Origin of the sequence: Salinicoccus albus DSM 19776, assembly GCF_000385175.1 — a bacterium.
Classification (GTDB): Bacteria; Bacillota; Bacilli; order Staphylococcales; family Salinicoccaceae; genus Salinicoccus; species Salinicoccus albus.
Map to the genome: position 1 here is coordinate 1 of NZ_ARQJ01000018.1, position 21,232 is coordinate 21,232.

The 21,232-nt window shown below is 46.1% G+C and carries 23 protein-coding genes; 12 read left to right on the forward strand and 11 right to left on the reverse strand.

What is annotated here, in order from left to right; all coding sequences use genetic code 11:
* Positions 1–495: 495 nt before the first annotated feature.
* Genes gltX through radA form a run of 5 tightly spaced genes read right to left on the reverse strand, consistent with a single transcriptional unit; the run spans position 496 to position 5,552 of the window.
* A complete protein-coding gene (gene gltX, locus G343_RS0102080; protein ID WP_020006454.1) occupies positions 496–1,947 on the reverse strand; it encodes a glutamate--tRNA ligase in 1,452 nt (483 codons plus the stop codon).
* Complete coding sequence (gene ispF / locus G343_RS0102085; protein ID WP_020006455.1) at positions 1,947–2,432, reverse strand: 2-C-methyl-D-erythritol 2,4-cyclodiphosphate synthase; 486 nt, start codon at positions 2,430–2,432, stop codon at positions 1,947–1,949. The genes gltX and ispF overlap by 1 nt, the downstream gene beginning before the upstream one ends.
* The gene (gene ispD / locus G343_RS0102090) at positions 2,425–3,111 is read right to left on the reverse strand and encodes a 2-C-methyl-D-erythritol 4-phosphate cytidylyltransferase (protein WP_020006456.1); all 687 of its coding nucleotides are present in this window, start codon (positions 3,109–3,111) and stop codon (positions 2,425–2,427) included. The genes ispF and ispD overlap by 8 nt, the downstream gene beginning before the upstream one ends.
* Positions 3,112–3,113: 2 nt before the next feature.
* On the reverse strand, positions 3,114–4,160 hold the full coding sequence (locus tag G343_RS0102095) for a PIN/TRAM domain-containing protein (protein WP_020006457.1): 1,047 nt from the start codon (positions 4,158–4,160) through the stop codon (positions 3,114–3,116).
* A 15-nt stretch (positions 4,161–4,175) separates the two neighbouring features.
* A complete protein-coding gene (gene radA / locus G343_RS0102100) occupies positions 4,176–5,552 on the reverse strand; it encodes a DNA repair protein RadA (protein WP_020006458.1) in 1,377 nt (458 codons plus the stop codon).
* Positions 5,553–5,736: 184 nt separating this feature from the next.
* Here radA and G343_RS0102105 point away from each other — a divergent pair, with 184 nt between their 5' ends.
* Positions 5,737–6,321 (forward strand): protein-L-isoaspartate(D-aspartate) O-methyltransferase, encoded by a 585-nt coding sequence (locus tag G343_RS0102105; protein ID WP_020006459.1) that lies wholly within the window; start codon positions 5,737–5,739, stop codon positions 6,319–6,321.
* A gap of 49 nt (positions 6,322–6,370) precedes the next feature.
* Here G343_RS0102105 and G343_RS0102110 read toward each other — a convergent pair whose 3' ends face one another.
* Genes G343_RS0102110 through G343_RS0102125 form a run of 4 tightly spaced genes read right to left on the reverse strand, consistent with a single transcriptional unit; the run spans position 6,371 to position 10,821 of the window.
* Entirely contained in the window at positions 6,371–8,812 is a 2,442-nt protein-coding gene (locus G343_RS0102110) for an ATP-dependent Clp protease ATP-binding subunit (RefSeq protein ID WP_020006460.1), read from the reverse strand.
* Positions 8,813–8,815: 3 nt separating this feature from the next.
* Positions 8,816–9,844 carry a protein arginine kinase gene (locus tag G343_RS0102115; RefSeq protein ID WP_020006461.1) on the reverse strand — a complete coding sequence of 343 codons (1,029 nt, stop codon included), beginning with the start codon at positions 9,842–9,844 and terminating at the stop codon, positions 8,816–8,818.
* Entirely contained in the window at positions 9,831–10,349 is a 519-nt protein-coding gene (locus G343_RS0102120; RefSeq protein ID WP_020006462.1) for a UvrB/UvrC motif-containing protein, read from the reverse strand. Before G343_RS0102120 ends, G343_RS0102115 begins: the two co-directional genes overlap by 14 nt.
* 4 nt (positions 10,350–10,353) lie before the next feature.
* Positions 10,354–10,821: a CtsR family transcriptional regulator gene (locus G343_RS0102125; protein WP_020006463.1), complete on the reverse strand. Its 468-nt coding sequence runs from the start codon at positions 10,819–10,821 to the stop codon at positions 10,354–10,356.
* 203 nt (positions 10,822–11,024) lie between these two features.
* Between G343_RS0102125 and G343_RS0102130 the strand changes: the two genes are divergently transcribed.
* Positions 11,025–12,236 (forward strand): NupC/NupG family nucleoside CNT transporter, encoded by a 1,212-nt coding sequence (locus G343_RS0102130; RefSeq protein ID WP_020006464.1) that lies wholly within the window; start codon positions 11,025–11,027, stop codon positions 12,234–12,236.
* Between the two features lie 47 nt (positions 12,237–12,283).
* Here the strand turns inward: G343_RS0102130 and G343_RS0102135 are convergent, their stop codons facing one another.
* Complete coding sequence (locus tag G343_RS0102135) at positions 12,284–12,829, reverse strand: GNAT family N-acetyltransferase (protein WP_020006465.1); 546 nt, start codon at positions 12,827–12,829, stop codon at positions 12,284–12,286.
* A 175-nt stretch (positions 12,830–13,004) separates the two neighbouring features.
* Here G343_RS0102135 and G343_RS0102140 point away from each other — a divergent pair, with 175 nt between their 5' ends.
* Positions 13,005–13,814 carry a metallophosphoesterase gene (locus G343_RS0102140; RefSeq protein ID WP_020006466.1) on the forward strand — a complete coding sequence of 270 codons (810 nt, stop codon included), beginning with the start codon at positions 13,005–13,007 and terminating at the stop codon, positions 13,812–13,814.
* Between the two features lie 31 nt (positions 13,815–13,845).
* On the opposite strand, the gene G343_RS0102145 is transcribed toward G343_RS0102140, so the two are convergent.
* The gene (locus G343_RS0102145; RefSeq protein WP_020006467.1) at positions 13,846–14,133 is read right to left on the reverse strand and encodes a YerC/YecD family TrpR-related protein; all 288 of its coding nucleotides are present in this window, start codon (positions 14,131–14,133) and stop codon (positions 13,846–13,848) included.
* A gap of 159 nt (positions 14,134–14,292) precedes the next feature.
* On the opposite strand from G343_RS0102145, the gene G343_RS0102150 reads away from it, so the two are divergent.
* From G343_RS0102150 to hisIE, 9 genes are read left to right on the forward strand one after another with little or no spacing between them, the layout of a single operon-like run.
* Positions 14,293–15,096, forward strand: coding sequence for an ATP phosphoribosyltransferase regulatory subunit (locus G343_RS0102150; protein WP_020006468.1), 804 nt, complete (start codon positions 14,293–14,295; stop codon positions 15,094–15,096).
* Complete coding sequence (gene hisG, locus G343_RS0102155) at positions 15,093–15,695, forward strand: ATP phosphoribosyltransferase (protein ID WP_020006469.1); 603 nt, start codon at positions 15,093–15,095, stop codon at positions 15,693–15,695. Before G343_RS0102150 ends, hisG begins: the two co-directional genes overlap by 4 nt.
* Positions 15,695–16,927, forward strand: coding sequence for a histidinol dehydrogenase (gene hisD, locus G343_RS0102160; RefSeq protein ID WP_020006470.1), 1,233 nt, complete (start codon positions 15,695–15,697; stop codon positions 16,925–16,927). The genes hisG and hisD overlap by 1 nt, the downstream gene beginning before the upstream one ends.
* 4 nt (positions 16,928–16,931) lie before the next feature.
* Positions 16,932–17,966: a pyridoxal phosphate-dependent aminotransferase gene (locus G343_RS0102165; RefSeq protein ID WP_020006471.1), complete on the forward strand. Its 1,035-nt coding sequence runs from the start codon at positions 16,932–16,934 to the stop codon at positions 17,964–17,966.
* On the forward strand, positions 17,911–18,489 hold the full coding sequence (hisB, locus tag G343_RS0102170; RefSeq protein WP_020006472.1) for an imidazoleglycerol-phosphate dehydratase HisB: 579 nt from the start codon (positions 17,911–17,913) through the stop codon (positions 18,487–18,489). Before G343_RS0102165 ends, hisB begins: the two co-directional genes overlap by 56 nt.
* Positions 18,486–19,094 (forward strand): imidazole glycerol phosphate synthase subunit HisH, encoded by a 609-nt coding sequence (hisH, locus tag G343_RS0102175; protein ID WP_020006473.1) that lies wholly within the window; start codon positions 18,486–18,488, stop codon positions 19,092–19,094. Before hisB ends, hisH begins: the two co-directional genes overlap by 4 nt.
* Positions 19,063–19,764: a 1-(5-phosphoribosyl)-5-[(5-phosphoribosylamino)methylideneamino]imidazole-4-carboxamide isomerase gene (gene hisA, locus G343_RS0102180; protein WP_020006474.1), complete on the forward strand. Its 702-nt coding sequence runs from the start codon at positions 19,063–19,065 to the stop codon at positions 19,762–19,764. Before hisH ends, hisA begins: the two co-directional genes overlap by 32 nt.
* Positions 19,761–20,525: an imidazole glycerol phosphate synthase subunit HisF gene (gene hisF / locus G343_RS0102185; RefSeq protein ID WP_020006475.1), complete on the forward strand. Its 765-nt coding sequence runs from the start codon at positions 19,761–19,763 to the stop codon at positions 20,523–20,525. The genes hisA and hisF overlap by 4 nt, the downstream gene beginning before the upstream one ends.
* The gene (gene hisIE / locus G343_RS0102190; protein ID WP_020006476.1) at positions 20,522–21,145 is read left to right on the forward strand and encodes a bifunctional phosphoribosyl-AMP cyclohydrolase/phosphoribosyl-ATP diphosphatase HisIE; all 624 of its coding nucleotides are present in this window, start codon (positions 20,522–20,524) and stop codon (positions 21,143–21,145) included. The genes hisF and hisIE overlap by 4 nt, the downstream gene beginning before the upstream one ends.
* The last annotated feature ends 87 nt before the right edge of the window (positions 21,146–21,232 follow it).

A 21,232-nucleotide genomic window follows, 5' to 3' on the forward strand; every position in this document is an offset into this window, starting at 1 on the left:
ATAAGTCATATATCTTTCTTCGTTTACCTGCAGGATTTACACCATAGGGTTACGGTTATCTTTAGGGACTTTGTTGTCTTAAGTCAACTCACCCTCCTACAATGCCTCATTATCCTGTTCCTATTCGTCAGGCCACGATTTCGCTATCGCTTCCTCTCCCCCACATCTCACGATGTGAAGCTTGCGAGTCGCTAGCTAGCTTCGTCGATAACTACGCGCTAAGAGGACTTTCACCCCAGATATATGACATGCCCGTCATACTTAAAAATGCCTCTGTCCTTTAAGGACAGAGGCGCATTTTGCACGGTTCCACTCTGTTTGCAGCTAAGATACTGCACTTTTAGATCATCCAATTAAATATAGAGGGCAATTCTGATGAATTGCTGGTTATCCTTGCACCATCCGGATAATCTCTGGTTTCCATCAATCATCATACTGTAATCTCTATATGCTTTATCATAATCGATTCATACAGGCGCCGCAAGATGTTTGCTTTTATTTAAGCCTGCTGATGCGTTCCATTACTTTTTCTTTGCCGATCAGTGAAATTGTATCCGGCAGCTCCGGACCTTTTGTCTGCCCGGTCACAGCAACACGAATTGGCATGAATAACTTTTTACCTTTAAATCCTGTGGATTTTTGAACATCTTTAATCGCAGCTTTGATCCCTTCCGGTGAGAAATCTTCGAGCCTGCTGAAACGTTCATCGAGTGCCGCCATCAGTTCAGGGATATGCTCTTGGGCAATGACTTCATTCGCCGCTTCATCAAATTCTATATCCTCTTTGAAGAATTGCTCGGAAAGGGTGGTAATTTCACCGGCGAAACTCATCTGCTCCTGATAGAGCGCAACGAGTTTTTTCGCCCATTCCATGTCTTCTGCAGACGGGTTTTCACCCACCAGACCTTCTTTGATCAGATGGGGCAGCGCCATTTCAAAAACTGTTTCAGTGTCTTTCTCTTTCATATGCTGATTGTTGATCCAAGTGAGTTTCTGTTTATCAAAAAATGCAGGTGATTTGGACAGTCGCGTTTCATCAAAAAGATCGATGAACTCCTGTTCGGAGAAGATCTCCTCCTCCCCTTCAGGTGTCCAGCCGAGCAGCGCGATGAAATTGAAGAGCGCTTCCGGGAGATAGCCCAGATCTTTATACTGTTCGATAAACTGGATGATGGAAGCGTCACGCTTGGATAATTTCTTCTTTTCCTCATTCACAATAAGGGTCATATGACCGAACTTGGGCGGTTCCCACCCAAATACTTCATAGACCATCAGCTGTTTGGGTGTGTTGGAAATATGGTCATCTCCCCGCAGCACATGTGTAATATCCATTTCATGGTCATCTACGGCGACAGCAAAATTGTAAGTCGGCACACCATTCTTTTTGACGATGATCCAGTCTCCGATGCCATTTGAATCAAAGGACACTTCATCTTTGACAATATCATCGAAAGCATAGGTTTTATCCCGGGGGACGCGTATTCTGATGGCGGGCTCCCTGCCTTCATCAATCAACGCCTGTTCCTCTTCGGCAGTCAGGTGCGCATGTTTCCCGCCATATCTTGGCATCTCTCCGCGCGCCACCTGTCCCTCACGCTCAGCTTCCAGCTCTTCGGCAGTCATATAGCAGCGGTAGGCTTTATCTTCATCGATAAGCTGTTGAACCAGCGGTTCGTAAATATGAGCCCGTTCGGACTGACGATAAGGGCCGTATCCTCCGTCCTTATCGATGCTTTCATCCCATTCCAGACCCAGCCACTTCAGGTATTCCAGCTGGGATGATTCACCTGTATCAACATTTCTCGCTGAATCCGTATCTTCAATACGGATGATAAAATCCCCGTTGTAATGACGTGCAAATAAATAGTTAAATAACGCAGATCTTGCATTTCCGATATGCAGATAACCAGTCGGACTGGGCGCGTATCTCACTCTTACTTTGTCCATTATGCTCCCTCCATTTTCTCAATCAGAATTACCGCCTGTGAAGCGATACCTTCTTTCCTGCCCGTAAACCCCAGTTTTTCCGTTGTAGTCGCCTTAATATTAACATTACTGATATCCGTCTTCAAAAGCGCGGCGGCCACGTTCTGCATCTCGTCAATGTAAGGTCTGAATCTGGGCGCTTCAGCCATAATGACCGCATCGATATTCCCTACTTTATACCCTTTTTCCTTCATCATATCTACTACCTGCGACAACAAGTCTCTGGAGTCCATATCTTTGAACCGGCTGTCAGTATCAGGAAAGAATTTGCCGATATCACCAAGTCCCAGCGCGCCTAATATCGCATCCGCCATCGTATGAAGCAGTACATCCGCATCCGAATGACCTTTAAGTCCGCGGTCATGCGGGATTTCTATCCCGCCAACGATCAGCGGCCTGCCTGTTTCAAATGCATGAACGTCAAAACCATTACCGACTTTAAACATGATTATCAGCCATTCTTTTTATTATCGCCTCTGCCATGATCAGATCTTCCATAGTCGTAATCTTTATATTGTCATAATTGGAGATCACCACCTGCACGTCAGCCCCGAGGGCTTCAACCATACCGGCGTCATCTGTGACACTCAATTCATTATTTTCAGCTTCTTCATAAGCGCGCATAATCAGTTGATAGCTGAATGCCTGGGGCGTATGCGTCACAAAGAGCTCTTCTCTTGGTATTGTATGGGCGACTTTACCTTCATCTACCCTTTTAATTGTATCCTTGACGTTAACACCGCAAATCACGGCTGAGTTGTGTTTAACACTTTCATATAATTCGGATAGAATATCCTGCGAGACAAAAGGCCTTGCGCCATCGTGGATGAACACATAATCACATTCCGGGATTTTTTTCAGGACATTATAAATGCTGTCCTGTCTCTCTTCCCCGCCTTCAAAAACACCTTTCACTTTAAAGGATGAAGCAAACATATCTATCATATTATCCATCTCATCTTTTCTTGCCGCTAAATAGATGGCATCACAATTATCATCTTTCTCGAATTGCTCCACAGTCATTTGTATAATGGACATTTCGTTCAATTGAATGAATATCTTATTATAATCATAACCCATTCTCTTACCTAACCCTGCGGCAGGAATTACTGCAACATATCCCATAATTAGCTCACTTTCTTTGAAAAAATAATTCGTCCTGAATTCGTTTGAAGTACACTGGTTACTTCTATTTTAACAGTTTGATTGATAAGTTTCTTCCCATTTTCAACAACTACCATTGTCCCATCTTCCAGGTAACCGACGCCCTGATTCTCTTCCTTGCCTGCTTTTGAAATCAAGAGATCAAATTGGTCACCCTGAACCACCACCATTTTAATGGCATCGGAAAGTTCGTTGACGTTCAGCACTTTGATCTGGTGCAGCTGGCATATTTTATTGAGGTTGTAATCCGTGGTAATAATCGCGCCGTCTTCCGACTTCGCAAGTTCGATCAATTGATGATCGACATCGAGTTTATCATAGCTCACAGGTTTGATACTGACATCTGCACTGGATTCCTGGAGAGAATTCAACATATCAATACCGCGCTGGCCTTTATCGCGCTTAATCGGATCAGTCGCATCTGCAATCAGCTGCAGTTCATCCAGCACAAATTGCGGGATGACGATCTCTCCCTCCACGAATCCTGTCTTTACTACATCCACAACCCTGCCGTCGATGATCGCACTTGTATCCAAAAACTTTTTCTGCACGACCTTTAACTCATCCGTCTTCGGAGGGTTCCAGGGAAATAGATCCAATACTTCACTAAATTTTTTGAGCCCGATCTGGAAGCCAAGGTAACCGAGGATGACCGCTATGATAAACGGCACCACTTCGCCAATAAAAGGAATATTCATTGTGTTAATAAGCAATGAGATTAAGACAGCGATTAAAAGTCCAATGACCATTCCTACAGTGGCAAAGAAGATTTCGGAGAGACTGCGGTTCATAATCAGCCCTTCCCCGTGACGGATCAGATTCTCAACTTTCGGCACGGACCATAAGAACCCGGCTAAAATGATGATACCGCCCAAAAGGGCATGGACCAGTATGTTATCTAATAATGCAGGCACTTCGGCGGGTATGACCCGAACCAATTCAGGGAGCAGCCATACTCCGAGGGAAACCCCGATAAGAAAATAAAGTATATATATCAGATATTTCAGCATCCTTCACTCACCTCCCTATGTTTCTTTAACTGCCGCTTTTAAAGCATCGTTCAATGTACGTACACCAACAGCTTCAATGCCGTCCGGGATATTCAGCTCCTTCATACTGGAATCAGGGATGAAGGCTCGTTTAAAACCAAGCTTGGATGCTTCCATCAAGCGCTGTTCAATTTTTGTCACGCGCCTGACCTCTCCGGTGAGTCCGACTTCGCCGATGAAGCAATCATCCCCCCGCACTGCCGCGCCTTTGAAACTCGATGCGATACTGACGATGACGCTCAAATCAACGGCCGGCTCATCTAATTTTACTCCGCCGGCAACTTTGATATATGCATCATGCTGCTGCATGAGGAGTCCTGCACTTTTCTCAAGCACTGCCATCAGGAGTGACAGCCGGTTGTGGTCGATCCCTGTAGCCATCCGCCTGGGGTTGTGAAAATGGGTCGGCGTCACGAGTGCCTGGACTTCCACCAGCAGCGCCCGCGTGCCCTCCATCGTAGCTACAATCGCAGAACCAGGCACATTTTTAGAACGCTCTTCCAAAAATATTTCTGATGGATTCAGCACTTCAGTCAGCCCAACATTTTTCATTTCAAACATGCCCATTTCATTCGTAGAACCAAAGCGATTTTTTACAGCTCTTAAAATGCGGTAGGTATGATGCTGATCGCCTTCAAAATAAAGCACCGTATCCACCATATGTTCAAGCAGCCGCGGGCCGGCAATCTGGCCTTCTTTTGTGACATGGCCGACGATAAATGTTGCGATGTTGCCGCTTTTGGCAATATTCATAAGGCTCTGGGTACATTCCCGGACTTGGGATACACTGCCTGGCGCACTCGTCACTTCCGGATGAAATATAGTCTGGATGGAGTCGACGATCAAAAAGTCCGGTTGGATTCTTTTGATCTCATCATGGATGTGGAAAAGGTTTGTTTCGCTGCAGACGTCGAGATTGTCACTGGCTTCAAGCAGTCTGTCCGCCCTGATCTTGATCTGCTCAAGAGACTCCTCACCGGAGACGTATAACACATTGTGGGATTCTGAGAGTTTCAGTGCTGTCTGAAGCAGAATGGTCGATTTTCCGATCCCCGGGTCACCGCCGATCAGTATGAGAGACCCATCCACAATGCCGCCGCCCAGCACCCGGTCAAATTCACCGCTCTGCGTCAGGGTTCTCGGTGTATGGCTTTGTCTGACCCGTTCCAGCTTCTGACTGCGCTGGCGTTCCTCCTGTTCAGGTTTGCCGAATGTCCCCCGGCCCTTCGTCTCCTTATGTACCAGTTTCTCTTCCATCTGGTTCCAGCTGCCGCAGTTCGGACATTTGCCCATCCATTTCGGAGATTCAAACCCACAGGCCATGCATTCGAAAACATTTTTCGTTTTAGCCATTTAACCACTATTCCTCCAAAATTATTTTTATTATTTCTATTGTATATCTAATTATTACAATTTTAAAGCATGAACGCCCTGTGACAAGGCCTTCTTTTCATTTTCATAATAAACATCTCAAATTTTCCAGCTGCATATTTCCACAATCGAACGGGTAAACGATGATAAAGGCAGGTGAGTCCCAATGCAATACACTGAAAAAGAAGTTGCCGATGCTTTCAACAGACTTGACCGCAGCACTTTCATGGACAGTTCCAAAGAAGCGGCTGACATCGACAGCCCTGCCCCCATCGGCCACGGACAAACCATTTCACAACCTTCATTAGTGCTGAAAATGACACAGAATCTTGACCTTGAAACAGACAGCAGAGTCCTTGAAATTGGTACAGGATCCGGATTCCAGACTGCCCTGCTTGCTGAACTCTCAAAAAGCGTGCATACAGTAGAGCGTATAGAAGCACTATCCAGTAAGGCCAGAAACAGGCTCGCCCAGGAATACTCAAACATCCAGTTCAAATCAGGGGACGGCAGTAAAGGGTGGAAAGAATTTGCTCCTTACGACCGGATCATGGTCACCGCCGCTTCCAAAAATATACCCGAACCGCTCATCGAACAGCTTGCGCCCGGAGGAAAAATGGTCATTCCGGTAGGAACCTTCTTCGGGCAGGAACTGAAATTGGTTGAAAAAGACACAGAGAATGACATCCACAGTTCTATGATAGACTATGTAATGTTTGTAGAGCTTGTGGAAGATGACGATGATGGATAAAACTAAAACTGCTCATCCTGTTAAAACGGGATGAGCAGTTTTTACTTTCTTACTCCGCTGTGACTTTTTCTTCTGTTTTCACTTGAAATTCACCGTCTGTATAATCGATTGTGACGAGCCTGTCATCCAGCTTTTCGCCCTTCAGCAGAGATTCACTGAGCCTGTCTTCGATGTGGCGCTGGATTGAACGTGCAAGCGGCCTTGCACCGTATTCCGGATCGTAGCCTTCATCGGCGATTTTTTCTTTCGCTGCATCTGTCACTTCAAGATAGATTTCCTGGTCTGACAGACGCTCCTTAAGCTGTCCGATCATCAGCGTCACGATGTCCTTGAGATGTTCTTTCTCCAGGCTGTGGAAGACGATGGTGTCATCCACACGGTTGATGAATTCAGGTCTGAATGTGTCTTTCATCTCTTTGATCATTGTGCTTCTGACTGTGTCATAATCCTTGACATTACCTTCCGTTGTACCGAAGCCGGCAAACTTCTGATCTTTCAGTTCCTGGGAACCAATATTGGATGTCATGACGATAATCGTGTTACGGAAATCCACTGTGCGTCCGTTTGAGTCTGTCAGCCGGCCGTCATCAAGCACCTGCAGCAGCATGTTGAATACATCTGGATGTGCTTTCTCAATTTCATCGAATAGGACAAGTGAATAAGGTTTTCTCCTTACCTTTTCTGTCAGCTGTCCGCCGTCATCATAACCGACATAACCCGGCGGTGAACCGACCAGACGTGACACGGAATGTTTTTCCATGTACTCACTCATATCCACTCTGATCATTGCATCTTCCTCACCGAACATAGCTTCAGACAATGATCTGGCAAGCTCGGTCTTACCGACACCTGTTGGTCCCAGGAAGATGAAACTGCCGATTGGACGTTTCGGATTTTTAAGCCCCGCACGTGCACGGCGGACAGCCTTGGAAATGGATTCCACTGCGGATTCCTGTCCGATGACACGGTTGTGGAGGATGGATTCCAGATTTAAGAGTTTTTCTGACTCCTCTTCGGCAATCTTCGCCAGCGGTATCCCTGTCATACCGCTGATGACAATCTCGATATCACTTTTCTCGACCGATTGCGATGACTGTCCCTGTTCCTTCTTCCAGTTATCTTCGCGGTCCTCCAGTTCCTTTTCAATCTTGGACTGCTGATCGCGGTGATTTGCCGCGGCTTCAAACTCCTGACTCTGAACTGCAGCATCTTTTTCTTTCTTCACTGCTTCCAGCTTGCTTTCAAGATCTTTGAGGTCCGGCGGGGACGTATGACTTCTGAGCCTGACTTTGGAAGCCGCTTCATCAATCAGATCGATCGCTTTATCCGGAAGATATCTGTCCTGGACGTAGCGGGCACTCATTTTTGCCGCTGCATCCAATGCTTCATCTGTAATTGTAATCCTGTGGTGTGCTTCATAACGATCCCGCAGCCCTTTAAGAATCAGCACTGCATCCTCAACATCCGGCTCGCCCACTTGAACAGGCTGGAAACGGCGTTCAAGTGCTGCATCTTTCTCGATATGCTTGCGGTATTCCTCCATCGTTGTAGCACCAATGCACTGCAGTTCTCCGCGTGCCAGTGCCGGCTTCAGAATGTTGGATGCATCAATTGCACCTTCCGCACCACCTGCACCAATCAGTGTGTGCAGTTCGTCGATAAACAGCACAACGTTGCCCGCTTTATGAATTTCTTCCATGACTTTTTTCATACGTTCTTCAAATTCACCGCGGTATTTCGTTCCTGCAACCACTGTACCCATATCCAGTGACATCACACGTTTATCCTTAAGCGTTTCAGGTACTTCATTTTTAACAATGACCTGGGCCATGCCTTCGGCAATCGCCGTTTTACCGACACCCGCTTCACCGATGAGCACAGGGTTGTTTTTCGTTCTGCGGCTCAATACTTCTATCACACGGGTAATTTCATCTGAACGGCCAATGACTGGATCGAGCAGATCATCACGAGCAATCTGGGTCAGATCGCGCGCCAGTGAATCGAGTGTCGGGGTATTATGGTCTTTCTTCATATTATCCTTCTGCTGTACCGATTCCGGATTCCCGAGCATTTTAATCACTGCTGCACGGGCTTTCGTAATATTCAGATCCAGATTGGTCAGCACACGTGCTGCCACACCTTCACTCTCACGAATCAGACCGAGAAGCAGATGCTCTGTCCCTACAAAATTATGGTGCAGTTTCCTTGCTTCATCCATTGAAAGCTCAATGACTTTCTTAGCTCTCGGTGTATAATGGATGGATGATGATGCCTCGCTGCCTTCATTGATAAGATTGAATACCTCTTCCTTCACCCTGTCCTCAGTAATGTTGAATGACGACAGCACTTTTGCTGCAATGCCTTCATTCTCTTTCACAAGACCCAGGAGCAGATGTTCTGTTCCTATGTTCGCATGCTTGAGCGTAATTGCGTCTTCCTGGGCATAGGCAAGCACTTTTTGGGCGCGTTCCGTTAATCTTCCAAATAGCATATATTATTTCCCTCCTGATAATTCCCTTAGTAGCGTCGCGCGTTCTTCGTCAACGGCAGCCTCCAATGATCTGTATCTCCGCTTTGTGATGTTCAGTCTCATCTTTAGGAAAGCCGGCTGTATCAACTGGACCCATTTCTGAAATTTGAAATCTTCATAATCTATGATGCCGAGATCAATGCCCAGTTTTACTTCACTTAAGCATTTAGCCGCTTCTTTAAGAGACATCTTGTATGCGTGTTTCAGAGTCCCGAATGCACGGTGCACTGAATCCTTGATTTCCAGCGCATGATTTTCCTGGATGCGCGATCGTGTCTCCAATTCTTCCTCAACGACCTGGCTTTTAAGTTCATCAAGGTTCTGTATGATATCTTCTTCTGTCTGACCGAGTGTCAATTGATTGGAGAGCTGGTAGATGTGGCCTAAAGGCACCGAGCCCTCTCCATATATACCTCTTAAGGTAAATCCAAAACGCCCCAGATTCACAGCAAGCCTGTCTATCTTACCGCTCAATGATAAAGCGGGCAGATGAAGCATAACTGAAGCTCTCATCCCGGTGCCAGTATTTGTAGGACATGCTGTTAAATAACCATACTGTTCATCGAACGCATAATCAACAGCATCTTCCAAAGTTTCATCCACTTTCTCCGCTTTTTGATACAGCTCCTGTATCGGAATCCCTGCACCCATTGACTGGATACGTATATGATCTTCTTCATTGACCATAACAGAAACTGATTCATCATCATTGACATAACTGCATATTCCCTGTTTTGTAAACAACGGACTGATCAGATACTTTTCCACCAGCAATGCTTTATCTTCAAACTGCAGCATTTCCATCGGTACCTTCTGGTATTCGCTGAGCGCCCCTTCAATTTTGGACAGCGCCGGGTCGAGCTTCTCTTTGTCAGCCTGTACGTGGGGAAAAGGCACATGCTGGAGATTTCTGGCCAGCCGGACTCTTGCGGACATTTCAACAGGTGCTTCGTCAACCACTTCGATCCATGGACTGATATTATTGTGCTCCATTTCTGCCACCCGCCTCTTCCAGTGCTTTGATCTCATCTCTAACTACTGCAGCCTGCTCGAATTCCTGAGATTCAACAAGGGCTGAAAGCTTGCCTTTCAGTTGTTCCAATTCCCTTTTCACTTTGATCTGTGATTGTGACTTTTTCGGAACTTTCCCGACATGTTCAGTCTGATGTGATTGTACGCGCGTGATGATCTCAGGCACCTGTCTGTCAAAAGTACGGTAACAATCCGGACATCCAAATTTGCCGTTATGGACGATACTCTCAATCGTGGAACCACATGTTTCACATTGCTGACGCTTTCTCTCCTGCCGTTTGGGCTGTTGCTGTGACAGTGATTTTAACAGCTGATGTATGTTGAATGAATCATCCGGATAGCTGAATTCATCTTCAAACGATGCATTGGCACACTGCTCGCAGAGAAATCTTTCAGTCTTGCCCAGGCCGCTTCCTTTGGAGATGTGTATTGTCGCTTCACGTTCGTTGCATGATTCGCATTTCATCCGCTCACTCCTCACTATAAAGAATAACGTCAATGACCCGCTTCAGGATATTCGCTCTCAACTGGTCCCGGTATGGCAGTTCAAGCAGCAGTGATTCACGTTCCATTACTGCATTTATGATCTTTGCTTCCTTCACATCAATCACTCCATTTTCTAACATCGACTGGACGATATGGTTAGCGTTCCGTTCGGATACCCCTTCGCCGATCAATGCCTTTAAATGGGCGAGATATTTGGATTTCGAGTGTGTTTCCACTTTGGTAATTCTGATATACCCTCCGCCGCCCCGTTTACTCTCTACTGTATAGCCATGTTCATTGGTAAAGCGTGTTTTTATGACATAATTCAATTGAGAAGGCACGCAATCAAATTTTTCTGCAATATGCGCCCGTTTAATCTCAACAACTTCACCGCCTGAATCCTGAATCAGCTGTTTCAGGTATTGTTCGATGATGTCCGACATATTACGCATTTCATCACCTCTTTTGACCTTCTTTGACTATAATTATATATTCTCATTTCAAATATAGCAAATGTAATGTTTATAAATTTGTTCTTTATTTTTGTAAACGCTCGCATTATAATGAGCAAGGATGTCTATGCAGATACGGATTATAACTATAATCCGTATACTTACTTATGGATGAAAATAAATAAACTTTGAGGTGACCGTTTTTGAATATTCTAATGGGGATCGTCGGCATAGTGCTTACATTCTTCCTGGCATGGATCGTTAGCTCTGACCGAAGGAGAGCCTTTGACAAATGGCTCAACATTCTGATTCTGCTTTTGGTACAATTGGTGTTCGCGTTTCTGCTATTATCCACCGGTATCGGTGAAATAATCATCGGATGGCTGGCAGCCGGTTTCGATGCACTGCTCGGTTTTGCGGCCGAAGGTGTCTCTTTTGTCATGGGAGACCTGACTACACTGCCGGACGGCGCGCCTGCCGATGTATTTCTGTTCAACGTTTTACTTCCTATTATCGTAATATCAGCTTTGATTGGTATTTTGCAGTTCACAAGAATTCTGCCGCTCATCATCCGCGGTATCGGCATACTCCTTACAAAAATTACCGGTATGGCATACCTCGAATCCTATAACGGTGCAGCTTCAATGATGCTCGGTCAGTCTGAGGTGTTCATCTCACTGAAAAACCAGCTGCCCAAGCTGTCCAAAAAGCGGTTATATACCCTGTCAGCCCAGGCGATGAGTTCGGTCTCACTGTCCATTGTCGGTGCTTACATGACGATGCTGGAACCGCAATACGTAGTGGCGGCCATCGTGCTGAACCTGTTTGGCACCTACGCGATTGTCCATATCATCAACCCGTATGATGTAGACAATGAAGAAGATGCGGAGGATATCGTGGACAACCCTGATGCCGGCAAGTCTTTCTTCCAGATTCTTGGCGATTACATCATGGACGGCGCAAAAGTTGCGATGACAGTAGCTGCAATGCTCATCGGCTACATCGCACTGATTGCAATCCTGAACGAGATGTTCCTGCTGATACCTGGGATGAGCATCACCTTCCAGGATGTTCTTGGATATATCTTCATGCCAATCGCAGGACTGATCGGTATCCCCTGGTCAGAGGCGCAGCAGGCCGGCAGTCTGATGGCAACGAAACTGATTACGAACGAATTTGTTGCGATGCTGGACTTCGTCGCAGTGGCAGATGGATTGAGTGAGAAAACGCAGGCGATGGTGTCCGTGTTCCTCGTATCGTTCGCCAACTTCTCAAGCATTGGCATCATTGCCGGCTCTGTTAAGGGGCTGCATGATGAAAGTGGTGCCAAGGTGGCGCACTTCGGACTCAAACTCGTCTATGGTGCATCGCTTGTCAGTGTATTGACAGCTACTGTCGTCGGTTTCTTCGCCTAAACAATTCGACATTTATAAAAAACGATCCGGCACTCCGGATCGTTTTTTTATGCGTCATCCAATACTGGTACAGCTAAAATTTCTTTATCAAAACGTTCCGGAATAAGGATTTTACGCATCAATCCATCGGTATCCCCATAGTCCGTATCATGGCTGATATAGAGTTCATACCCCCGGCGTTCGTAAACCGTTTTTAACCAGGGATGGAGTTTTAGCGATGTCCCCAAAACCACGGCGGGGGCTTTTAAAGTGTCTCTGAGAACCGTCTCCTCTACATATGTGAGCAATTTACCGCCGAGCCCCTGTCCCTTATACTCAGGTTTCGTTGCAAACCACCAGAGGAAAGGATATCCTGAGATATCCATGCCTTCTTCCCACGGGAACCGGATGGTGATCGTTGAAGCAATTTTATCGTCACGCTCCAGTACATAGGTGGTGGATCTCTCTATATTATTAGTCATCGTTTCCAGGTCAACATATACGGAGGGCCACTCAATGCCCAGATTTTTCAATGGTTCAAATGCCTCCCGCATCAATTCGAGAAGCTCTTCTGCGTCATTCTTTGTGGCCACTCTGATTGTATCTTCAGACATGATTTTCCCTCCTAAACATAAACAAGTGCATGATAGATACATCACTACTGTTTAAATAGAATGTTTGCCAGTATATATATTCATGCAATATTCGTCAATAGAATTGTTTTAAATCGCATTTCAATGTCATGATGATAAAATTGAGTTAAGTATACTGAATATGGAGAGATTCATTATGAAGATAGGCGTCATTTCAGATCTGCATATCGACAGAGAACATATTGAACAGAGGAGATATGAAGAGATTCTGATCGGAGAAACTAAGAAGCATAAACTGGATATTCTTCTGATTGCCGGGGACGTGGCCAGCCACTATGAAATCACCACCCGTTTCCTTGAAAAAATATCGGAAGAGACGCAGATAAATGTCCTGTTTGTACCCGGGAACCATGACTACTGGCTGAAAGCAGAGGAGGCACTGTCTACGAAAGATGTCTACGAGCATTACAAACAGCTGCCGCAAAGCATTCTTGAATCCCCGTTCATCATCGATGATGAATGGGCAATCGTCGGTCACAGCGGCTGGTATGACTACACATACGCCGACGCCCGCTTCAGTGACGAGAAACTGGCCAGAGGCAAATTCTACGGCGGCACCTGGCAGGATAAACTGAAAATCAACTGGGAACTGCACGATCGCGAACTGTCAAAAATATTCGCTGACAAAGTGAAAACAGATCTTGAAAAAGTCGGAGACAGGAAGATCATCCTGATGACCCACGTGGTTACGCATCGGCGTTATGCAGTGCCGATGCCGCACCGGCTGTTCGATTATTTTAATGCCTTCATCGGCACTTCTGACTTCGATGACATATATCAACAATACCCCATCAAGTACAGCATCATGGGACATGTCCACTTCCGCTATCAATTCATACAGAACAGCGTGACGTATATATGCGCCTGTCTAGGATACGAAAGAGAGTGGCGCACCGACGATATTTATACCGAAATTCAAAATACCCTGCAGATATTCAATATATAACCGCGCTGCACTTAAGTGCAGCGCGGTTTTTTCATTCCAACCGGTCGATTACCGTATGATAACCATCACTGCCGTAATCGAGGCAGCGTTTTACCCTGGATACCGTAGCGCTGGAAGCACCTGTTTTGTCCTGCACATGCTGATAGGTCTGGCCTTCCTTTATCATTTTGGCCACCTGGAAGCGCTGCTTGAGCGATACGATTTCATTTGTGGTACACAGATCATCGAAAAACCGGTAGCAGTCCTCCAGATTCTCGAGTTTCAAAATACCTTCAAACAGATCGTCGAGTTCCTGTCCTTTGAGTTTATCTATCTGCATATTGCTCCCTCCATTAATATGCTTATCATAACAAAACACTTTAGTGTTTTAAAGCGATGAACCAATTTTCGTACATGCCTTGCATAACTCTATTTCTTTTGTTATTATCTTATTTATTAATTGTTCTTTATTACGCTAAAGCAGTAAAGGAGAGAGTACATGAAAAATGAACTGATCATCAGACGTTTGGAACTGGCACGGGATTATATGAATCTGCTTGATGAGGCCGGTTACCAGCTTATCGACATGAATATGGTTGAGCCCTTCCATATAGAGGACAAACGTCATCATTCATCAACGATTATCTTTGAGAAGAATGAACAGCTGTTCTCGATCCGCAGCGACTGGACGCGTTCGCTGCTGAATTATAATGAAAATTATTACCTGTCTCACCGTTTCTTTGGCTACTTTGGTCCGGTGGTGAGAAACTATAAAACTTTTTACCAGGCGGGGGTTGAACTTTACAGACCGTCTGAACATGAAGTGCTGAAGAGTATAGATATGCATTTGTCGTTTGCTGCCGGTCAAAGCGATGGGGAGTTCCAGTCCATCATTGTCAATGATGATAAACTTCTGGATCTCTATATAGATAAATATCAGCTGGACAGTGACATACGCCATCTGGTTTATGAAAAAAATATCTCTGAGATAAGGAAACGGCTTGGGGAGACGCACCCGTTATATCAGCTGATGGCTGCCAAAGTCAGCGATCAGATCAACCTGATCAATGGAGAGTTTGGAGACGGTGAGATCATGTCATTCATTAATCACTTGAACGAATATCTCACGAAATATCACATGAAATTTATCGTCGATCTTTCGTTCCGTTCCCCCCAGTCCTATTACAACGGCTTTTATTTTCAGGTCTTTTTAGACCATGACCACCCCCTGCTGAGCGGCGGGGAATATAACAGCAATGCCTTTGGTATTGCGCTGAATCTGTCCGATGGAGGGTTATTATGATTACAGTTGCACTGACGAAGGGCCGTCTGTTCGAAGACTTCATCAAATATATGGAAGAAAATAGTCTGAATGATTATCTCCAGGCGTTAACTGCTGAAAATCGTTCGCTCTACACCCTCATTGATAATGTGAAATTCATTTTCGCCAAAGGACCGGACGTGCCGACTTATGTTGAGAGCGGAGTTGCGGACCTCGGTATCGTGGGTTCAGATATTCTTGCTGAAGATCCATTTAACATATTGAATGTTTCCCAGCTGCCTTTCGGGGAGTGCCATTTCTCCGTCGCTGGTCTGCCCGACCAGGAGGAGGTGGAGACAATTGCAGCCAAGTACACGAATATCGCCTTTGAACATTTTAAGCATCAGAAGAAAGATGTCTCCATCATCCACTTGAACGGCTCAGTTGAATTGGCGCCGCTATTGGGTCTGTCAGATGCGATTGTCGACATTGTCCAGACCGGCGGTACACTCAGGGATAATGGTCTGGTTGAATACGAGAAGATCATGGACATTCATGCGCGGCTGATCGCCAACAAACGGACCTTCTATACGAAAGAAGACGAAATCTATAAATTTTTAAGAGAAATCGGGGTGATATAATGGACGCGGAAGAATTTAGAGCGGCGTTTGATGCAAAAAGAGAATCCGCAGGTTTTGAAGGCATGAGCGATGTGATGGAAATCATCGAAGCGGTCCGGGCGGATAAAGACCAGGCACTGAAAAAATACACTGAAAAGTTTGACGGCGTGTCCATTGAACACTTCAAAGTCCCGGAAACACAGCTGGCAGCCAGTTATCACAAACTCCCCGAGGCAGAGAGAAACGCCCTGGAAGTAATCAAGAAAAGGGTTGAAGATTACCAGGCGATGATCAAACATGAAGATCGCGACGATGGGGAGTTCAAGTACGTCTATCATCCGCTTGAAAAAGTCGGTGTATATGTGCCGGGCGGCACCGCCCTCTACCCGTCCACTGTACTGATGACAGTCGTTCCTGCACTCGCTGCCGGTGTTGATGAGATCCATGTGGTAACGCCGGCTTTCGAAGCCGATAATATCACATTCGCAGCGTTGTACCTCTGCGGTATAAAGAATGTTTATACCATCGGCGGGGCACAGGCAATAGCCGCGCTCTCATACGGCACTGAAACAATCCCGAAGGTGGATAAGATCGTCGGCCCGGGGAATTATTATGTTGCCCTGGCTAAACGGCTGATGTTCGGGGAAACTGGCATCGATATGGTGGCAGGGCCGAGTGAAATACTGATCTATATTGATTCACAAACGGATACCGATGCAATTGTCTATGATATATTCGCGCAATCCGAACATGACACCAATGCCAGAACATTCCTGCTCAGCGAGGAACAGGGGCCTGTCGACTTCATCGAGAGGCGGATGAGCGCATTGATCGACAGCCAGCCGCGGGCTGATATCATCAAACAATCATTGGCACACAACCACTATCAGGTTGTGGATTCCAGAGAGGCATTGCTCGACACCATCAACTATCTCGCGCCGGAACATGTGTCTGTGCAGCATAAGGATTCAAAAATGATCATACGAAACATAAAGTATGCGGGAGCGGTTTTTGAAGGCAGCTGCTCTCCGGAAGCCATTGGCGATTATGCAGCCGGACCTTCGCACGTGCTCCCGACCGACCGCAGCGGGCGGTTCAGCCATGGATTGAACGTTAATGACTTTCTGACGAGCCACGCTGTCATTTCACTTGAAGAAAGCACATTCAAAGAAATCGCCGAACCTGCAAAAACCGTCGCCCGGCGGGAGTCGCTCGATGCCCACTACCAATCATTGAAAATCAGAACGGAGTGATCCGATGATCCATATGGACAGAAACACCAGCCCCCTCTCTCCTCTGACGAAGGAAGCAATAACTGAAGTGATCAACGAAACAATTATTTACGAATATCCGAGTGACGAGATTGATCGTTTTAAATCACTGTACGCCGAACACTATCATATCAATGCTGAAAATCTGGAACTGGCCAACGGTTCGGATGAATGGATCCAGAAGACGGTGATGACACTCGGGCACAATGGTGTCATGGCCTTATCCCCCGATTTTGTGATGTATCAGGAATATGCCGAGCAGGCCGGCGTCTCCTTTGATACGGTAAAATGTGATGAAAACTTCCAATTTGACTTCGATATAGTCATTGCAGAGATAAAAAGGCTAAGACCTTCATTATTCCTCCTCTCCATGCCGCATAACCCGACAGGACAGCTGTTCCGTGAAGATGAACTTTCAAAGCTGGCACAGAGCATGCAGGAGGTCAACGGTTATCTGGCAGTGGATGAAGCCTACGGCGAATTTGCACCGGTATACAAGAGACCGGAGGGCGAACACGTAGTCATCATCCGCACACTCAGCAAGATCTATGGCCTCGCGGGGCTCCGAGTCGGGATAGCAATTGCTGAAGGGGACACCTTTGAGAAAATTACGAAAATCAACCATCCCTATCCCGTCAATTCACTCTCGTTGAACCTGGCCAGCCGAATCTTCGAAAACAAAGATGAACTTGAAAAATTTACACAATATCAGCTCAAATCCAAAGATTCACTCACTGAAGCTTTTAAAGCAGCCGATGGCGAGGTCAGCATAATCGATTCCAGCACCAACTTCATCTTTACCTATGGGGAAAACGCAAGAGCTCTCGGCCAGTACTTATGGGATCATGGCTACAAGCCAAGAATTTACGATAAAGCGCCTCTTAACAATGCGGTCCGCTATTCCATCATTCGTCTGGAAGATTATGAAACACTCGTTAAATTAATCAATGAATGGAGCAATCAAAATGATTCAAAAGGAAAGATCCACAAAGGAAACAAAGATTTCAATATCACTCGATGATCAGACACCGGTCAGCGAATCACGGATTTCGACAAATGCCGGTTTCTTCGATCACATGCTGACACTTCTCTCCTTCCATTCCGGGCTCTGGCTGAATGTGGATGCAGATGGAGATAATCAAGTCGATGACCACCATACTGTGGAAGACACCGGCATTATCCTCGGACAGCTGATCAGGGAACTTTACACGGACAAAACCGCCTATCGGCGTTATGGCACCGCATATATTCCAATGGACGAATCACTGGCGCGGACCGTGCTTGACCTGTCCGGCCGGCCGCATTTAAATTTCCAGGCAGATTTCTCCAAGGAAAAGGCGGGGACTTTCGACACAGAACTCGTTGAAGAATTTTTCAATGCAGTGAGCATGAACGCCCGTATGACACTCCATATCGACCTGCTTAAAGGCGGCAATACACACCATGAGATCGAAGCGGTATTCAAAGCATTTGCGAGAAGTTTGAAGGAGGCGCTTCAACCGGCCGATACCGGTATCCCGTCATCAAAAGGGGTCATCGAATGATCGGTATCATCGACTATTCCCTGGGAAATATACAGAATATCAAAAATGCACTCGAGAAACTCGAAAAAGATTATATACTCACAAGTCACAGAGATGATCTTAAAAGATGTGACACAATCATACTGCCCGGGGTCGGCCACTTCGGTGAAACGATGAAAAAGATTGAAGCGCTTGGTATAAAAGAAACACTCATCGAACTGGCCGGTTCCAAACGCATGATCGGCATCTGCTTAGGCATGCAGCTTTTATTCGACACCAGCGAAGAAGGCAATGCTGAAGGATTAGGTATACTGAACGGGGAGGTCCATAAAATAGTGACGCCGCTGCCCATCCCACACCTGGGGTGGAATACACTCAAGAGCAGCAGTGAATTTCTCAATGACAAAGATGTTTATTTCATACACAGTTTCAAAGTGAATAACACTCCGGATGTGATTGCCGTGAGCGAATATGGCACAAATATCCCAGCGATTGTACAGAAAGGCAGCGTCATCGGTATCCAGTTCCATCCGGAAAAATCCGGTGAGACCGGACTCAAAATTTTAAAGCAGGCGATTGAAGGAGGGTTCCAGAATGAATATTATTCCGGCTATAGACATCATTGACGGCCAGAACGTGCGACTGAAACAGGGAAATTACGGCCAGAAGACAGCGATGAAAAGAACACCGGCAGAAGCGGTTAAGTTCTATTCCGGTTTTGAACAGGTGAAACGCATCCATATCGTAGACCTTATGGGTGCTTTAAGACAGGATGCACAGGAAACGACTGTTGTCGAAACGTTGAAAGCCTTAACCGATCTCCCCCTTCAAATTGGCGGCGGACTGAGAAGCATGGAGACAATCGCTCAGTACGATCATATGGGCATCGATTATTTCATCCTCGGCACGAGAGCAATACTCGATATCGAATGGCTGAAAGAAGCAGTCCGCCTTTATCCGGGCAGGATATTCGTCGGCACTGATGCCAGAGAAAATGACATTTATATCAACGGCTGGACCGAGAACAGTAATATTACGGTGGATGAATATATTGCGGCAATCGAAGACTTTGACATTGCAGGTATTATTTATACAGATATCAATAAAGATGGCATGAACCAGGGACCAAACTTCGAAAATACGAAACGCATCAATGAACTCACCCGCCACACAGTCATTGCCAGCGGCGGCGTCCGTGACGCACGGGACCTCCAGACGCTTAAGTCTTTCGGCATCGCTGACGCAATCGTTGGCAAAGCCAGCCACAATGATGAATTCTGGAGGGATATTAAATGATTAAAAAAAGAATCATTCCGTGCCTGGATGTTAAGGAAGGCCGCGTCGTCAAAGGCGTAAATTTCGTTGGTTTGAGAGATGTGGGCAATCCGGTGGAACTCGCCAAAAGATACAACGAAAGTGGTGCGGATGAACTCGTTTTCCTGGATATTTCCAAAACACAGGAAGGCCATGACTTGATGATCGATGTCATCCGAGACACCGCCAAAGCGCTGTTTATCCCACTGACAATCGGCGGTGGCATCGGTACTGTCGATGACATCAGGCAGCTGCTCGATGCCGGAGCGGATAAAGTCAGCATCAACTCGGCAGCGATTAAAAACCCGGAACTGATCAAAGAAGCTTCGGACATATTCGGCAGCCAGTGTATATGTGTCGCCGTCGATGTCAAATATGATGCGGCAGACGAAGACTACTATGTGTACACGCACGGCGGTACAAAGCAGACTGGTATTCAGGCGTTCAGCTGGGTGAAACAATGTGCTGATTACGGTGCAGGAGAACTGTTGATTACAAGCATGGATCATGATGGTGTCAAAGAGGGATTCGATGTAGAATTCCTGAAGGCGGCCAATCAACTCGTGAATATCCCGATCATCGCCAGCGGCGGTGCCGGTGAGTCGGGCCACTTTGTCGAACTCTTTAAAGAAACGGATGTCTCGGCAGGGCTTGCCGCTTCCATATTCCACAACCAGGAAGTGGAAATACAGGACTTAAAAGCCCGGCTTGAAGACTCAGGATTCGAGGTGAGACAGGGATGAAACCAGACTTTGAAAAAGGCGGCGGATTCATATCAGTCATCCTTCAGCATTACAGGACAAAGCAGGTATTGATGAACGGTTTCATGAATGAAGAAGCATACGAGAAGACACTTGAAGACAGAGTCGTATGGTTTTATTCCAGAACGAAAGAGCGGCTGTGGAAAAAAGGAGAAACAAGCGGCCACATCCAGGCCGTTAAAGAAATGGCACTCGACTGTGACCAGGATGCCCTCCTCATCCAGGTAGAGCCGCACGGCCCGACGTGCCATCTGGGTACACAGAGCTGCTTTGAAGACGAAGACTTCAGTCTGCAGACACTCGAGAAAATTGTCGGTCAGAAAATCGATCACCCCCAGGAAGGATCGTATACAAAATATCTGGTTGAAGAAGGGCTCGACAAAATCCTTAAAAAGACCGGGGAGGAAATGACAGAAACCATCATCGCGGCAAAAAATGATGATAAGAAAGAAATCATCGATGAAACCAGTGACCTCTTTTATCATCTGCTGGTACTGCTTAAAAATAAGGACATCACTTTGAAAGAAATCGAAGATAAGCTGAAAGAACGGCACGGTGAGAATTTATCATATAAAGTGAGAAGCGAAATTGAAGAATGGTAGACAGCGTTGAGACCGGTCAAATCAAATTGAGCCGGTCTTTTTATTATAGATCATCCGTGTTTTCTTGGAATGCTTCTCATGCCCCGT

Coding starts and splice junctions, on each gene's coding strand:
- gltX (WP_020006454.1), bottom strand. CDS start 1,947: ATGGACAAAGTAAGAGTGAGATACGCGCCCAGTCCGACTGGTTATCTG.
- ispF (WP_020006455.1), bottom strand. CDS start 2,432: ATGTTTAAAGTCGGTAATGGTTTTGACGTTCATGCATTTGAAACAGGC.
- ispD (WP_020006456.1), bottom strand. CDS start 3,111: ATGGGATATGTTGCAGTAATTCCTGCCGCAGGGTTAGGTAAGAGAATG.
- G343_RS0102095 (WP_020006457.1), bottom strand. CDS start 4,160: ATGCTGAAATATCTGATATATATACTTTATTTTCTTATCGGGGTTTCC.
- radA (WP_020006458.1), bottom strand. CDS start 5,552: ATGGCTAAAACGAAAAATGTTTTCGAATGCATGGCCTGTGGGTTTGAA.
- G343_RS0102105 (WP_020006459.1), top strand. CDS start 5,737: ATGCAATACACTGAAAAAGAAGTTGCCGATGCTTTCAACAGACTTGAC.
- G343_RS0102110 (WP_020006460.1), bottom strand. CDS start 8,812: ATGCTATTTGGAAGATTAACGGAACGCGCCCAAAAAGTGCTTGCCTAT.
- G343_RS0102115 (WP_020006461.1), bottom strand. CDS start 9,844: ATGGAGCACAATAATATCAGTCCATGGATCGAAGTGGTTGACGAAGCA.
- G343_RS0102120 (WP_020006462.1), bottom strand. CDS start 10,349: ATGAAATGCGAATCATGCAACGAACGTGAAGCGACAATACACATCTCC.
- G343_RS0102125 (WP_020006463.1), bottom strand. CDS start 10,821: ATGCGTAATATGTCGGACATCATCGAACAATACCTGAAACAGCTGATT.
- G343_RS0102135 (WP_020006465.1), bottom strand. CDS start 12,829: ATGTCTGAAGATACAATCAGAGTGGCCACAAAGAATGACGCAGAAGAG.
- G343_RS0102140 (WP_020006466.1), top strand. CDS start 13,005: ATGAAGATAGGCGTCATTTCAGATCTGCATATCGACAGAGAACATATT.
- G343_RS0102145 (WP_020006467.1), bottom strand. CDS start 14,133: ATGCAGATAGATAAACTCAAAGGACAGGAACTCGACGATCTGTTTGAA.
- G343_RS0102150 (WP_020006468.1), top strand. CDS start 14,293: ATGAAAAATGAACTGATCATCAGACGTTTGGAACTGGCACGGGATTAT.
- hisG (WP_020006469.1), top strand. CDS start 15,093: ATGATTACAGTTGCACTGACGAAGGGCCGTCTGTTCGAAGACTTCATC.
- hisD (WP_020006470.1), top strand. CDS start 15,695: ATGGACGCGGAAGAATTTAGAGCGGCGTTTGATGCAAAAAGAGAATCC.
- G343_RS0102165 (WP_020006471.1), top strand. CDS start 16,932: ATGATCCATATGGACAGAAACACCAGCCCCCTCTCTCCTCTGACGAAG.
- hisB (WP_020006472.1), top strand. CDS start 17,911: ATGATTCAAAAGGAAAGATCCACAAAGGAAACAAAGATTTCAATATCA.
- hisH (WP_020006473.1), top strand. CDS start 18,486: ATGATCGGTATCATCGACTATTCCCTGGGAAATATACAGAATATCAAA.
- hisA (WP_020006474.1), top strand. CDS start 19,063: ATGAATATTATTCCGGCTATAGACATCATTGACGGCCAGAACGTGCGA.
- hisF (WP_020006475.1), top strand. CDS start 19,761: ATGATTAAAAAAAGAATCATTCCGTGCCTGGATGTTAAGGAAGGCCGC.
- hisIE (WP_020006476.1), top strand. CDS start 20,522: ATGAAACCAGACTTTGAAAAAGGCGGCGGATTCATATCAGTCATCCTT.